11 protein-coding genes and 1 tRNA gene are annotated in these 13,786 nt (G+C 73.1%); 3 read left to right on the forward strand and 9 right to left on the reverse strand.

The annotated features are described in order from the left end of the window. The first annotated feature begins 50 nt into the window (after positions 1 to 50). Complete coding sequence (locus tag ACZ4O3_RS28460; RefSeq protein ID WP_362718526.1) at positions 51 to 1,148, forward strand: LLM class flavin-dependent oxidoreductase; 1,098 nt, start codon at positions 51 to 53, stop codon at positions 1,146 to 1,148. Here the strand turns inward: ACZ4O3_RS28460 and ACZ4O3_RS28465 are convergent. After that, positions 1,118 to 3,034: a putative bifunctional diguanylate cyclase/phosphodiesterase gene (locus ACZ4O3_RS28465; protein WP_362718524.1), complete on the reverse strand. Its 1,917-nt coding sequence runs from the start codon at positions 3,032 to 3,034 to the stop codon at positions 1,118 to 1,120. The genes ACZ4O3_RS28460 and ACZ4O3_RS28465 overlap by 31 nt on opposite strands. A gap of 350 nt (positions 3,035 to 3,384) precedes the next feature. Between ACZ4O3_RS28465 and ACZ4O3_RS28470 the strand changes: the two genes are divergently transcribed. Then, positions 3,385 to 4,599 carry a M6 family metalloprotease domain-containing protein gene (locus tag ACZ4O3_RS28470; RefSeq protein WP_467724946.1) on the forward strand — a complete coding sequence of 405 codons (1,215 nt, stop codon included), beginning with the start codon at positions 3,385 to 3,387 and terminating at the stop codon, positions 4,597 to 4,599. A 71-nt stretch (positions 4,600 to 4,670) separates the two neighbouring features. Here the strand turns inward: ACZ4O3_RS28470 and ACZ4O3_RS28475 are convergent. From ACZ4O3_RS28475 to ACZ4O3_RS28505, 7 genes are all read right to left on the reverse strand, one after another. Beyond that, positions 4,671 to 4,744: transfer RNA gene (locus ACZ4O3_RS28475), tRNA-Lys, on the reverse strand. Beyond that, positions 4,735 to 5,346, reverse strand: coding sequence for a bifunctional DNA primase/polymerase (locus tag ACZ4O3_RS28480; protein ID WP_362718521.1), 612 nt, complete (start codon positions 5,344 to 5,346; stop codon positions 4,735 to 4,737). Before ACZ4O3_RS28480 ends, ACZ4O3_RS28475 begins: the two co-directional genes overlap by 10 nt. Positions 5,347 to 5,464: 118 nt before the next feature. Continuing rightward, positions 5,465 to 5,830 carry a hypothetical protein gene (locus ACZ4O3_RS28485; RefSeq protein ID WP_362718518.1) on the reverse strand — a complete coding sequence of 122 codons (366 nt, stop codon included), beginning with the start codon at positions 5,828 to 5,830 and terminating at the stop codon, positions 5,465 to 5,467. Between the two features lie 359 nt (positions 5,831 to 6,189). Next, the gene (locus tag ACZ4O3_RS28490; RefSeq protein WP_467724912.1) at positions 6,190 to 7,530 is read right to left on the reverse strand and encodes an AAA domain-containing protein; all 1,341 of its coding nucleotides are present in this window, start codon (positions 7,528 to 7,530) and stop codon (positions 6,190 to 6,192) included. Beyond that, positions 7,527 to 9,116, reverse strand: a complete 1,590-nt coding sequence (locus ACZ4O3_RS28495; RefSeq protein ID WP_384988661.1) for a hypothetical protein — start codon at positions 9,114 to 9,116, stop codon at positions 7,527 to 7,529. The genes ACZ4O3_RS28490 and ACZ4O3_RS28495 overlap by 4 nt, the downstream gene beginning before the upstream one ends. Next, entirely contained in the window at positions 9,107 to 10,321 is a 1,215-nt protein-coding gene (locus ACZ4O3_RS28500; protein WP_467724913.1) for a hypothetical protein, read from the reverse strand. Before ACZ4O3_RS28500 ends, ACZ4O3_RS28495 begins: the two co-directional genes overlap by 10 nt. Then, positions 10,218 to 11,171 carry a phosphatase PAP2 family protein gene (locus ACZ4O3_RS28505; protein ID WP_467724915.1) on the reverse strand — a complete coding sequence of 318 codons (954 nt, stop codon included), beginning with the start codon at positions 11,169 to 11,171 and terminating at the stop codon, positions 10,218 to 10,220. The genes ACZ4O3_RS28500 and ACZ4O3_RS28505 overlap by 104 nt, the downstream gene beginning before the upstream one ends. A gap of 211 nt (positions 11,172 to 11,382) precedes the next feature. Here ACZ4O3_RS28505 and ACZ4O3_RS28510 point away from each other — a divergent pair, with 211 nt between their 5' ends. Next, complete coding sequence (locus ACZ4O3_RS28510) at positions 11,383 to 11,979, forward strand: histidine phosphatase family protein (protein WP_467724917.1); 597 nt, start codon at positions 11,383 to 11,385, stop codon at positions 11,977 to 11,979. Between the two features lie 130 nt (positions 11,980 to 12,109). Here ACZ4O3_RS28510 and ACZ4O3_RS28515 read toward each other — a convergent pair whose 3' ends face one another. Then, positions 12,110 to 13,570, reverse strand: coding sequence for a hypothetical protein (locus ACZ4O3_RS28515; protein ID WP_467724919.1), 1,461 nt, complete (start codon positions 13,568 to 13,570; stop codon positions 12,110 to 12,112). Positions 13,571 to 13,786 lie beyond the last annotated feature (216 nt).

A 13,786-nucleotide genomic window follows, 5' to 3' on the forward strand; every position in this document is an offset into this window, starting at 1 on the left:
CCTGTTACCGCCCTCCAGACAGCTCAAGGTCGTCAACAGGAGGCTCCACCGTGTCGGCAGACGAGATCCGGGGCACCGCCCACGGGACCGCCCCCGTCCCCCTCTCCGTACTGGATCTGGTGACCGTCGGCACCGGCAGTACCGCCACCGACGCCCTGCGCACCGGCGTGCAGCTCTCGCGGCTCGCCGAGGCGCGTGGTTTCCACCGGTACTGGGTCGCCGAGCACCACTCCATGCCGGGCGTGGCCTCCTCCTCGCCCGCGGTCATCCTCGCGCACCTGGCCGCGCACACGGAGCGCATCCGGCTGGGTTCGGGCGGTGTCATGCTGCCCAACCACGCGCCGCTCGTCATCGCCGAGCAGTTCGGCACGCTGGAGGCGATGGCCCCGGGGCGGGTCGACCTGGGCCTCGGCCGGGCGCCGGGCACGGACGGCGCCACCGCGGCCGCCCTGCGCCGGACCCAGACCCTCAACGAGGGCGCCGACGACTTCCCGCAGCAGCTCGCCGAACTCACCCGGTTCCTGGACGACGACTTCCCGGACGGCCACCCCTACCGCCGTATCCACGCGATCCCGGGCCCCGTCCAGAGCACCAGCCCCGGCGGTGTGCAGTCCCCGCACCGGCCGGTGGTCTGGCTGCTCGGCTCCTCCGGCTTCAGCGCCCGGCTCGCCGGGATGCTCGGGCTCCCGTTCGCCTTCGCCCACCACTTCTCCGCGCAGAACACCATCCCGGCCCTGGACCTCTACCGCGAGTCCTTCAGCCCGTCCGCCGTCCTGGACGAGCCCTACGCCCTCATCGGTGTCTCCGCGCTCGCCGTGGACGAGGAGCGCGAGGCCCGGCGCCAGGTGCGGGCCGGCGCGGTGAACATGCTGCGGCTGCGCACCGGGCGGCCCGGTCTGTTCCCGGACCCGGACGACGTGGAGAAGCACGAGTTCTCCCCGATGGAGGAGGAGTTCGTGCACTCCTGGACCGCCAACATCGTGCACGGCACCGCCGACGAGGTGCGCGCCGGTCTCGACGACCTCCAGAAGCGCACCGGCGCCGACGAGCTGATGCTCACCACCCACGCCCACCGCGGCGACCTGCGGCTGCGCTCCTACGAGCTGATCGCCGACGCCTACGGTTTGCCGACCGGGGTCTCCGCGTAGGTCCGGGTGCCCAGCAGCTCGGAGATACGATCCGGCGTCACCGGCCGGGAGTACAGCCACCCCTGTCCGGTGTCGCAGCCGATGTGCCGCAGCCGCGAGGCCTGCGCCGAGGTCTCGACGCACTCCGCGGTGACGGTCAGGCCGAGCCGGTGGGCCAGCTGGATCATCGCCTCCACCACGACCTCGTCGGCGGGGTTCGGGCGGTCGCCCGGGTCGTCGTACTGGAAGCCCCGGACGAAGGAGCCGTCCAGCTTGAGGACCGACACCGGGAGCCGGCTGAGGTAGGCGAGGTTGGAGTAGCCGGTGCCGAAGTCGTCGATGGCGATGCGGACGCCCATGTCGCTGAGGGACTGAAGGGCCTGCAGCGGCCGGCCGGCCGAGCCCATCACCGCCGACTCCGTCAGCTCCAGCTGGAGCAGATGCGGCGCCAGACCGGTCTCGGCGAGGGTCTCCGCCACGTCCGCGACCAGGTCGGAATCCCAGACCTGGCGCACGGCCACGTTCACGCTCACGAAGATCGGCGGCTCGCCCGGGTGGTCCAGCTGCCACCGGCGGGCCTGCCGGCAGGCGGTGGTCAGGGCCCAGCGGCCGAGCGGGACGATCGAGCCGTCCTCCTCCGCCAGTCCGATGAACCGATTCGGCGTCAGCGTGCCGAACTCCGGATGATTCCACCGGACGAGGGCTTCGACTCCGCTCAGCCGCCCGTCCTCCATGCCCACCAGCGGCTGGTACTCGAGCACGAACTCGCCGCGTTCGATGGCCGGGCGGAGGGTGGAGGAGAGCGCCTGCCGGGTGACCAGGTGGGCGTTGCGCTCCGGGTCGAAGAGCGTCCAGCGGGACTTGCCGTCGGTCTTCGCCCAGTAGAGGGTCGTGTCGGCGGCCTGCATCAGGCCGGTGGCCGTCGTGCCCGCCGCGTGACGCTCCACCACCCCGATCGAGGCGGACAGCGAGAGCCGCTGGCCGGCCAGGTCGAACGGTGCCTGGAGAGCAGCCAGCGCCGATTCGGCCAGATCGGCCAGCTGCTCCGTGCCCGTCGAGTCCTCGACCAGCAGGGCGAACTCGTCGCCGCCCAGCCGGGCCACCAGCGGGACCCCGGCCCGCCCGGAGCCGGCGTCGTCGGCGATCCGGGTCAGCCGTTCGGCGACGGCGGCCAGCAGGCGGTCGCCGACCCGGTGGCCGAGGGTGTCGTTGACCGCCTTGAAACCGTCAAGGTCCAGGTAGCACAGGCCGATTCGGCCGGTACCGCTCTGTTCGTAGGACTCCGCCTCCAGCGCGGCCGAGAGACGCTCGAAGAACAACGTCCGGTTGGGCAGCCGGGTCACCGGGTCGTGCATCTGCAAGTGCCTCAGCCGGGCCTGGAGTTCGCGGCGGGCGCTGATGTCGGAGACCGACAGCAGCACCCCCGGGGTGTCCTTCGCCAGCGGTGAGACGGTGACCTGGACCCAGAGCGAGTACCCGTCGGGATGCTTGATCCGGCGGGCACAGCGCAGCTTGGCCTGCCGGCCGCGCAGTACCTCGCGATAGGCGTGCCAGGTACGGGCGTCGGAGGCCAGGTCCACCAGATCCGCGGCGATGCGCCCGGTCAGGCCGGCCGGATCGGCGCCGATCAGGGTGCCGAACGCCGCGTTGGCGGTGCTGACCAGGCCCTCGCGGTCGACGACGGCCATCGGCAGCGCGGCGGCCGTGAAGACGTGCTCGTACGTCTTCGGATCCGGTGTCCCGTCCGCCGTCTCCGTCGTCCTGGTCGACGTGGCTGTCCCTGTTGTCCCGCCTGCCTTCGGGTCGGTCGTCTCGCTGTACGACTTCCGACAAACGTTGTCACTCTCTGTGACGGCGGACCGGTCGAGGTCTGCCGCGGGCGTCGGCCCTTCGGACGTTCCGCTCACCGCTCGCTCCCGCAGTGCACTCGATCTCTGTCCGTGCAGGAAAGTGTGCCGATCATAGAGGCTGGCCCGAGGGCCTTCCAGCCACTGTCCAGTGTCCACGATGAAGCACCGGTTCTGACAGATCGTTTCTGCCCGCACCTGGACGGGTTCTTGAGTCGTCTGGTCACTTGTGACGTTCCGTGAGTTTTTCGGGGTGTCGGCCGTTCGGGTTTCTCACCCTTCTGGTGCAGATGAACGGGTCATATGGTGACAAAATCACACAGGCTGGGTGGCGGTGTCCCGCGAACCGCCCCGGAGGTCCATCCGTGCCGCGTCTCCTGCTGCGCAGCACCGCCGCCGTGTTCACCACGATGTCGGCGCTCGTCGCAACGACCGTCCTGACCGGACCGTCGGTCGCCGAGCCGTTCTCCACGGCCCCGTGCGCCCTGCACCGCACCGACGCACACCACTCCGAGGGTGTCGACACCTGGAACGCGGCTTACACCCGTCCCACCCGCCCGCTCTCGGCCGTGATGATCTTCCTCTCCTTCCCGGACGCGCCCCCGCACACCACCCCCGCGGAGCTGGCCGCCGATCACTTCCCGGCCACCAGCCGCTACTTCGAGGAGGCCTCCTACGGGAAGTTCACCATCCGGCCGCACCCGCTGACGCACTGGCTGCGGATGCCCAGGACCTCGGTCGCCTACGGCATGAAGCGCGACTGGAGCCTGCTGCTGCGGGCCTCCTACCTGCGGGACGCGTTCGCGGTGGCCGACCCCGAGGTGGACTTCTCGCGCTACGACGTCGTGTACTTCGTGGCCGACCCGGACGCGCCCGGGGTCGACTCCGATGCCACGAAGGTGGTCAACATGGACGTCCCGGTGCACGCCGACGGCACGGACGTCCGCCGGGTCGTCACCGTCTTCGAGAAGCATCCGCCGGACCGGCTGGTTCTCGCCCATGAGACCGGGCATGTCTTCGACCTCCCCGACCTCTACCGCCGCCCGGTGGACGGCAAGGGCGACTGGGACACCTACGTCGGCGACTGGGATCTGATGGGCAGCCAGTTCGGGCTCTCCCCGGACCTCTTCGCCTGGCACAAGTGGAAGCTCGGATGGCTGGATCCGCGCCAGGTGGTGTGCGTACGGGGGGCCGGTCCGGCCCGGCTGACCCTGGAGCCGCTGTCCGCCGGGCCGGGAGCGCCGGGGCAGGGCGCCGCGGGAGCGCCGGCCTTCGGGCTCGGCGACGGCACCAAGCTGGCGGTGGTGCGCACCGGACCCGACACCGTGCTGGCCTTCGAGGCGCGGGGCGCGTCCGGCAACGACAGCGCGGCCTGCCGGGAGGGTGTCCTCGTCTACCGGGTCCGCGACGAGACGGCCTCCGGCGGCGGCCCGATCGAGGTGATCGACGCCCACCCGCGCACCGAGGCGTGCTGGGAGAACTCCGTCTACCCGCCGCTCGCCGACGCTCCCGTCGCCCTCGGTGAGAGCTTCACGGTCCCGGGGGACGGGGTGCGGGTCGACGTGGAGGGGCGGACGCCGTCCGGCGCGTGGAACGTGAAGATCACTCCGGGGGAGCCCGCCTGATCCACGGCCGACGGGGTCGAAAACACGGAAGGCCAAGCTCACAGGAGCTTGGCCTTCCGGTCTACTTCGCGTGCGCCGCCAGGGACTCGAACCCCGGACCCGCTGATTAAGAGTCAGCTGCTCTAACCAACTGAGCTAGCGGCGCCTGCTGACGTCGTAGACCTTAGCATCCTGATCGGCGGGAGGAAAAATCGATATCCGTACGGCCGAGCGGGCCGCCCGTACCGCGGCCCAGAGCAGGATTTCCGGTCCCGGGAGCCAGGGGTGCCGGGTGTCCGGGGCGACCAGCCAGCGCGTGCCGGACGGGGCGGGGGACCGGTCGTCGCCGTACAGCGCCGGGACGGTCACCGCGTCTCCGGTGCCGTGGCACAGCAGCGGCGGTACGGCCTGGCCGCGGCCGCCCCACTCCTCCCAGTCCAGCAGCGACGGCAGCCGGGCGGCGGTGCCGGGGGCGGCGAACAGGAGCATCCGGCCCCGGAGCACCGCGACCGGACCGGAGCCCGGCCCCTCCTCCCACAGCCGGTCCAGCATGCGGCGGCCGAACACCGCCGGGGTGTTCACCACGTCGAACACGGCGCCGCAGGGCAGTACGACCGGGGCGTCCGGCCGCTCTCCCCAGAAGGCGAGCGTGCTCCGCGGATACGTTCCTGCCGAGGCGAGCCAGGCGGCTCCGTCGGAGGTGACCCCGGCGGTGTCGGACCGGTCGCCGGGGCCGTGCAGGGGCGTCTCGTGCGGTGTGCGGCTCATAGGGAATTGATACCTACGGTGAGCCGGTGCTCGCGGTGAGTTGCGGAAAACCGGGACGGGGCGGAGCGGAAGGGGTATCTTGCCCGCCTGGCACCCGTCTGGCATATGCCGAGAGCCGCTAGACGGGCTCCGCCGGCTCCGCGTCCTCGCTGCCCTTCAGCAGGTCCCGGCCGAACTCGACCATCTTCTTCGCGTAGTCCTCGGTCCACTCGGCCCGCGCGGCGATGTCGGCCGGGGTCAGCCGGTCGAAGCGGCGCGGATCGGCGAGCTGGGCGGCGGCCATGGCCTGGAACTCCACCGCGCGGTCGGTGGCCACGCGGAACGCCTGGGTCAGCTCGGTCGCGCGCGCCAGCAGCGCCCCGGGGTCGTCCATCGACTCCAGGCCGAAGAAGTGCTCCGGGTCGGCGACCGCTGCGACCGGCTCGAAGAGCAGGTGCGCGGGGCGTAGCCGCGGTTCGTTCCGACGCGGCGTGGGCTCCGCCATGTCTGGTCCTCCTCGTACGGTTCGGTGCCTACGGCTCGATGGCCACCGTCCATTCTCTCGCGCCCACGCAAGGCCACCCCAAGGCCGCCGTCTGACTCTCCGCTCACAGACGCTTCTGCCGGCGCCGTCGCTTCCGTCCGGCGGGTGGGGTGGGTCGTGGTGGTGGTCTGTTTCGCGGGGGCGGAGGGGTGTCAGGGGTGCCAGGGGATTCGGTGTTCGGTGGGGTGGGCCATGACCGCGTGGTTGGCCTCCCAGCCGTCCGGGCTGTTTCTGTTTGCCGCCTGCGGCGGTGTGCCGGACTCCGTCCGGCGGCTGGGGTGGGTCGTGGTGGTGGTCTGTTTCGCGGGGGCGGAGGGGTGTCAGGGGTGCCAGGGGATTCGGTGTTCGGTGAGGTGGGCCATGACCGCGTGGTTGGCCTCCCAGCCGTCCGGGAACTTCACGAGCGTGCCGAGCTGGACCGGTTCCGTCGACGGGTAGTCGTCCAGCAGGTCGGTCACGCCGGCGCGGCAGATCACGATGCAGGCCTGGCGGTGCCGGGAGGCCAGGACGCACAGGCGGCCGGTCTCCAGGTGGAAGGCGGTGGCGTCGGGGCGGCCGGAGAGCGGGTGCAGGACGACCGTCACGTCGTACTCGCGGCCCTGGAGGCGATTCGCGGTGTCGACGGTGATGTCCGTCACGCCCAGCTCCGCCAGGGCCGCGCGGACCGCCGCCGCCTGGTCCCGGTGGGCCGTGCCGACGGCGATCCGGTCGGCGGTGAGGGGGGACGGATCGGGCGAGCGTTCGGACAGGGCCGCTCCGCCCCGGTCGAGGAGTCGTCGTACCACCAGCGCCACCGCCCGGACCGCCTCCGGGTCGGTGCGCGGGGTGTGCCGGGCGGGCAGCTCCAGCAGGCCCCAGCCGGACTCCGCCGCCTCGTCGATCACCCGGTCGGGCCCGGAACCGTCGGAGGGGACGGCGAAGGACAGCCGCCGGTCGCCGTGGCCGGTGCCGCTGCGGAACGGGGTGTACGGGTAGAACGCGCCGGAGACCAGCGAGGCGGCGGAGGCGGGCAGACGCCAGGAGACCGGGAGGCGGTGCTGCGGGAGGTCCGGGTTGTGGGCGAGAAGGGTGGAGACCGCCGACGCCGAGGGGTCGTACGACAGGCCCGCCCACTGCTCGCTGCCCACCGTCGCGAACGGGTCCAGCTGGCCGGGGTCGCCCACGAACAGCGCCCGTTCGAAGAGTCCGGCCACGGCCAGCAGCGAGTCCGAGCGCATCTGGTACGCCTCGTCGACGATCGCGTGCCGCCAGGGCTCGTCCACCGTGACATGCGCCCACTTCGCGGCGGTGGACAGCACCACCGGCGCCTCCCGCAGGTCGGCCGCCTTCGCCGACTTGCGCACGTTCGGCAGGTCGTCCAGCGCCTTGTCGTACGGGTCGGCGTCACTGCTGTGCAGTCGGCCGACGGGCAGCTCCGGGTTCTGCTCGGCGAGCCTGAGGACCAGGTCGTCCACTTGTGCGTTGGTCTGCGCGACCACCATCAGCGGGCGGCCCGCGGCGGCCAGTTCCAGGGCGGCGCGGACCACCAGCGTGGACTTGCCGGCGCCCGGCGGGGAGTCCACGACCACACCCCGGTCGGTGCCGTGCAGGGTGTCGTGGAGGATCGCGTCGGTGGCACGGCCGGCGGCCGCACCCGGGTCGAATCCGACGTCGGCGGTCACAGCACGTCCTCCTCGGTCACCGTGTCGGCCCGCTCCGCCGCGGCCTCGCCGGGCGGCCCGCCGTGGGTCCACGGGGTCGCCTCCGGGTCGGGCAGCTTCGCCCCGCCGCGCTGCTCGTGTTCGAACAGGGTCCAGGTGAGCCGGTCGCCCTTCTCCGGGACCGACCCCGCCTCCGGTTCCCTGCCCCGGCCCATCTTGTCCAGGACCCGGAGCACCAGGACCCCCTCGGCCTCGTACCCGGCGAACTCCATCGACTGCGGTTTGCCGCCCAGTGAGCGGTACGCCTTCGCACGCTCCCCGAGATGCGGCCGGTCCTCCGTGCGCACGGTCACCAGCGGGCGCGGGCTGGGCCGCTTGCCCTCGCTGTACGCCATGACGACATCGAGGACCTCGCCCGCGAACGCCTCCCCGGCCAGCCGGCGCCCCGCCATCACCAGCGGGTCGTCCAGCGCCTCCTGGGCGTCCAGCCGGGCCTGTTCGCGCTCGCGGGTGGCCAGCTTGTTGGCGGCGGTGACCGCGTCGTCCCGGCGTGGCTGCGGCGGCTCACCGGCCAGCACCCGGTCCCGGTGGCCGGTGAACGACCAGCGGTCGCGGGTCCACCGCTCCTCGACCCGGGCGCCCTCCGGCAGCCGGTGCAGCAGGTCCAGGCCGCGCCAGACCGCGTCCCAGGTGGGCCGGGTCCGGCTCGCGACGAGGTCGCGGATCTCCCGCTCGGCGGCGGTGAGGATCGCCAGCCGGTCGTCGGCCTGGAGGCCGTCCTCGGCGCCTGCCAGGGCGGTACGGGCGCGGTCGTACCGCTCGAAGGCGGGGGCCAGCAGCTTGTTGTCGAACGCCGGGTCGGTGGCCGGGCCGGCCGGCGGGCACAGCAGCTGACCGTCACCGTCCCGGGCCAGCTCGGCCACGCGCGCCGCCTCCGCGCCGGTGCCGCCGTCCGGCGGGCTGATCCAGGCGAGCAGCGCGCCCAGGTGCTGGTCCTCGACGCCGGACTGCCCGGTCGCCCAGTGCGCCGAGAGCAGGTCGGTCATGGCCAGGAGGAGGGAGGATCCGGGGACGCGGGCGCGCTCGCCGAAGTGGGTGAGCCAGCGGCCGAGCAACGGCACCCGGGGCGGGGCCGGGTAGGGCGTCTCCGGGTCCTGCTCCGCCGTACGCCTGAAGCGCATCGACCGCCCCAGCAGCCGTACGTACTCGACGGCCGCACGGCCCGGGACGATCAACTGGGGTGCGTCCGCGCACAGTTCCACCTCGACCTTGACCCGCTTGCCGGTCTCCGGGTCGGTCTCGGTGCGCTCGGCGGCCTCGACCGGGCCGGCGAAGGACTCCAGGTACGGCAGGACGACGTCGGCGAGCTCCGCGAGGAACGCGAACCGCAGGTCACGGTCGCGCGGCTGCGGTACGACCAGCAGCCGCGGGGCGTCGCGGTCGGTGCCGACCAGGGCGCCGAGGGGCGCTCCGGCCTCACCCGAGGTGGTCAGCGGCACGAAGACCAGCGGGTGCCGGGACAGGTGCCGGTGGCGGACGGTGGCGGCGGGCTGGGCGGTGCCCGTGCTCACGGCTTCGAGACGGGCGAGGGTGGTGATCAGGGACACACGGCCTCCTGTGCGCTCAGCGCCTCGGCCCGCAGGGCCGCCGCGCGGCGCAGGGCCGCCACCGCCGGGTCGTCCGGGTCGCCGCTGTCGCCGCGCGCCGCGGACAGGACGTCCTCGACGGTGGTCAGCCCGCCCAGCTCGGCCCGGACCGCGCGGCCCAGTGTGGTGACCTCGTCGGCCGCGCGGGAGCGCTGCCGGCAGTGGAAGGCCAGCTCACAGGCGGACAGGCACTCGGGTGCGTAGGCCGCCGGGACCGCCTCGACGGCCGCGGTCAGCTGCTCGGCGGGCAGGCCGGGGGCGAAGCAGGTGCCCTCCGGGAGGGTGTCGGCGATGTCCTGGATGCGGGTGAGCCGGGCCAGCTGGCGGGCGGTGACGGCGCGCTGCTTGCGGACGTCGACGGCGGCGGCGCTGGGCAGGTTGGAGAAGTCCCTGGGGCAGACCAGCAGGACGTCGTGGCGTACCCGCGGGGCGGGGTCGAGCCGGGCGGCGACCTCCTCGAGGGCCAGCACGTACACCGCGGCCTGCCGGGCGGCCGCCCCGACCTTGGCCGGGTCCGCCGAACCGTCCAGCATCGGGAAGGACTTGATCTCGACGACCGTCCAGCTGCCGTCGGGGTGCACGACCACCGCGTCCGGCTCCAGGAACGCCGGGGAACCGGCCACCTGGAGGGCCAGCATCGGATGGTCGAGAAGAACCCAGGCGCCCGCGTCGCCGTTCTTCTCGCTGTCCGTGTCGCCCGGCACGGCGGCTTCGCGCAGCGCCAGCGCCGTACGGGCCGTACGCCCCTCGGGACCGATCGCGGACAGGTCGGGCACCGCGGCCCGGTCGGCCGGCTCGGCGCCCGGGTCGAGGTGCTTGCGCACCAGCCGCAGCAACTCCGCCCCGCCGTCCGCCTTCACCTTCGCCTCGAAGGCGTTGCCCCGGGTCAGCGCGAACTGGGACTGGCCGAACGCCGACGGTGCACCGAGCGCGCTCGCCAGCGCGGTCTTGTCCACCCCGGCGCCGTCCAGGATCGCCCGCCGCCTGCACCCGGGGTTCGCGGCGAGCGCCGCGAGGGCGCGCGCGTCGAGGGCCTTGGCGGGGACGTCGGGGCCGCGCAGCTCAGCGAGCTGGTGCCGGAGCGCCGTCCCCCGCGTCGGTGGGGGAGGCGTCCGGTTCGGCTCCGGGGGCGAGCCGGGACTCGCGCTGCGATGGGATTCGCTCACCCGCCGAAGTCTGGCATCCACCACTGACAACCGGGGAGACCGCGCCGCCGGAGCGGGCCGCGACCAGTGAGGTGCCCCCGGTCACGCGGACCAGGACGAGGTTCGCGGCCCGCGTCACGTACGGCGAGAGCAGGTAGCCGACGCCCATCACGAACACGCCGGCGACCGCGTCCAGGAGGTAGTGGTTGGCGGTGCCCATGACCACCAGCGCGGTCAGCAGCGGGTAGGCCACGCCGAGCACCTTCGTCAGGCGGTTGCCGCCGTGACGCCACAGCATGACCCCGCACCACAGCGCCCAGCCGCAGTGCAGGCTCGGCATCGCCGCGTACTGGTTGGTCATGCCGCCCATACCGCGCGGGGCGCTGGCGTCACCGCCCCACCAGCCGTACGAGCTGTACTGCGCCATGGTGTCGACGAAGCCGTACCTCGCCTCCAGCAGCCGGGGCGGGCAGGTGGGCAGCAGGGTGAAGCCGATCAGCCCGATGAACGTGGACGTCATCAGCCAGGTGCGGGCTCGCCGGTAGATCTCGGCGCGCCTGCGGAACAGGAAGACCAGGATCACCGGGGTGACCACGTAGTGCAGGGAGGCGTACCAGAAGTCGGCGGGTATGCCGAGCCAGGCCTCCCGCGTGAAGAGGCGGTTGAGCGGGTGCTCGGCGTTGAGGTGCAGGGCCTTCTCGATACGCAGGATCGTCAGGCCGTGGTCGACGGCGGTCGAGGTGTTGCCCCGCGCGAGCAGACGGCCGGCTGTGTAGCAGCCGTACACCAGCAGGATCAGCGGCAACTCGGTCCACCAGCGCAGTCGGGTCGGCGCAGTCACCTCGGTGCCCGGTTTCTCGGTCTGCGGCATCCGGCTGCCTCCCCCTCCTGGTCCCTGTCCGCGCGGCACCCGGCGGGCCGACCGTGACACTTTACGTTGCGCGCATTCCCGGCCATGCAGGGCGCTCAGCCCTCAAAGACGCGGGGACCGCCCGCCGGGTTGCCCGTTCCCTGCGCGTTTCCGGCGTGGGTGATGATGGAGGTGTCCCGCTTCCGAATTTCTCCCGAAAGGTTCGTCCTCCATGGCACCGCGCATCCTGCTGGCCCGGCACGGACAGACGGAGTGGTCGCTGTCCGGCAAGCACACCGGCAGGACCGACGTACCGCTCCTGGAGGAGGGCCGGCGAGGAGCCAAGCTGCTGGGCGAGCGGCTGCACCGGCCGCCGTACGACGGACTCGCGGACGCCGAGGTACGCACCAGCCCGCTGGCACGCGCGCGTGAGACGTGTGAACTCGCCGGGTTCGGCGAGCGGGCCGAGCGGTGGGACGCGCTGATGGAGTGGGACTACGGCGCCTACGAGGGCCTGACCCCGGCGGAGATCCAGGCGGCCCGGCCGGGCTGGCTGATCTGGCGCGACGGGGTTCCCGGGGGCGAGACGGTCGCGGAGGTCACCGGGCGGGCGGACGAGGTGGTGGCGTGGGCGCGCGCCGCCGACCGGGACGTACTGGTGTTCGCCCACGGGCATGTGCTGCGGTCGATCGGGGCGCGGTGGCTGGGCCTTCCGCTGGACTTCGCGGCGCGGATCCGGCTGAACCCGACCTCACTGTCGGTGCTCGGGTGGGCCTACGGGGAGCCCGCGATCGAGACCTGGAACGACCTGGGGCACCTGGCGGCCTGACCAGGACGCCCGCGGCCGCAGCACCCTTGCGGGGCGCGGGGCCGCGTCGGTGTGCGGCTCCGCGCCGTGAGCGCGACCAACCCCCACCGGTCCGCGGTCGACCGCCGGCCCCGGCCGCCCCGTCCCGCTGCTACCCCACCCGCGGAGTCGACGCGTGCCGGTCCAGGAACGCCTGGACCCCGCCGGCCCGCCGGTGCGGCAGCAGCACCCGTGCGGTACCCGCGAGCATCCCCTGGATACGGGACGACTGGACCTGGCCCAGCAGGTCCAGGACCCGCAGTCCCGCCATCGCCGCCTCGTCGGGACGCCCCCCGCGGGCGAGGTCGTCCGCGAGTTCCGCCGTGTACAGCGCGATGTTCCTGGTGAAGTGAGGATCCTGCAGCTCGGCGGCCCTGCGCGCATGCCGTGAGGCCCGCCGCCAGTCGCCCAGCGTGGACCAGCACTGCGCCTCCAGACCCTCCAGCTCGGCCTCTCCGTAGAAGCTCATCCACTCGGGGTCGGCGTCCGAGTGGCCCCGCTCGAAGAGGGTCTGCGCGCGGGCCAGGGCCTGCTCGCAGCCGGTGCGGTCGGCGAGCCCGGCCCAGCCGCCCGCCTCGCGCAGCGCGAGCAGCGACATCAGGCGGGCCGAGCCGAGCGGCCGGCCGACCCGCTGCGCGGCCTGCGCCGCGCGCACCGCCTCCCGCGGGCGTCCCGCGTCCCGCGCGAGGAACGCCGTGTTGCAGAAGGCGTGCGCCTCCAGTCCCGGGTCCCCGGTCATCCGCGCCGTCGCCAGCGCCTCCGCGTAGTGCGAGCGGGCGTCGTCGAAGCGGCCGGAGTCGTGGGCCAGCCAGCCCACCGAGATGGCCAGTTCACCGGCGCCCGAGTGCAGGCGGTCGGCGGTCGTCTGCCGGGTCGCGCCGGCGTCCAGCAGCGCGTACGCCGCGCGCAGCGGAGCCGCCGCGCGCCGGTACAGGCCGTCCGCGCCGTGCCGGTCGTCGAGCAGCCGGATCCGGCGGACCGCCTCTTCCAGGGCGGCCGCGTGCGAGGACCCGGCGCGGTGTACCGGCCGGTTCGCCGCCACGGCGTCGATGGTGGACCCCAGGGGACTCAGCGTGGCGACGGCCACCGTGGCGCCTCCACCGGTCATGAATAGGCGACGCAGCACGTCGCTCTCCTCGTAGTTGTCGTGCGTCTCGTACGTGTCCTGCGGGTGGTACGGGTCCTGCGGTTGAGACCTGTCCTGCGGGTCATACAGTTCGGCCGGCTCGCGCGTCTCACCGGCGGCGGGGGCGGGGGGCGCGTCCTCGGACGGCCGTGACCCGCGTCCGCGGACGGCTGAGCGGGGCGCGAAACCGAGGTCGGTGAGCGTGCGGCCGGGGAACATGTGCAGGAACACCCGTTCGTACGCGTAGTTCGGGCAGCGGATCTCACCCGCCTCGACGCGGCCGATGTAGCGCGCGTCACAGCTCACCCGCTCGCCGATCTCGCGGGCGGCACGCCGGACCAGCGCGGCGAACTCGGCCGGCGAGTGCCGGCCGCGCAGCCGCCGGAAGGCGTGGTTCGGCCGTACCGGCCGATCGGGCTGCGACGAGGTCGTGGTTGACGACGCCATGGCCGGGTCCTCTCGTGCGAACCGTCGAACCATGCCGGACTCATGGTGAGTTGTCCGAGTGGACCCAAGTTTCCGGCGGGCAAGAACGTACCTGCTGTGTTGGGTCCGTGACGCAGGGTTTGGCTACAAACCGGATATCTCATGCACGATCTGCCATGAACTGCCATCCTTTGCGGCTGACTTACGCCGTAGCCGTTGACGCGGTGGCGCGTTGGA

It is taken from the genome of Streptomyces sp. NPDC026515 (assembly GCF_055567595.1).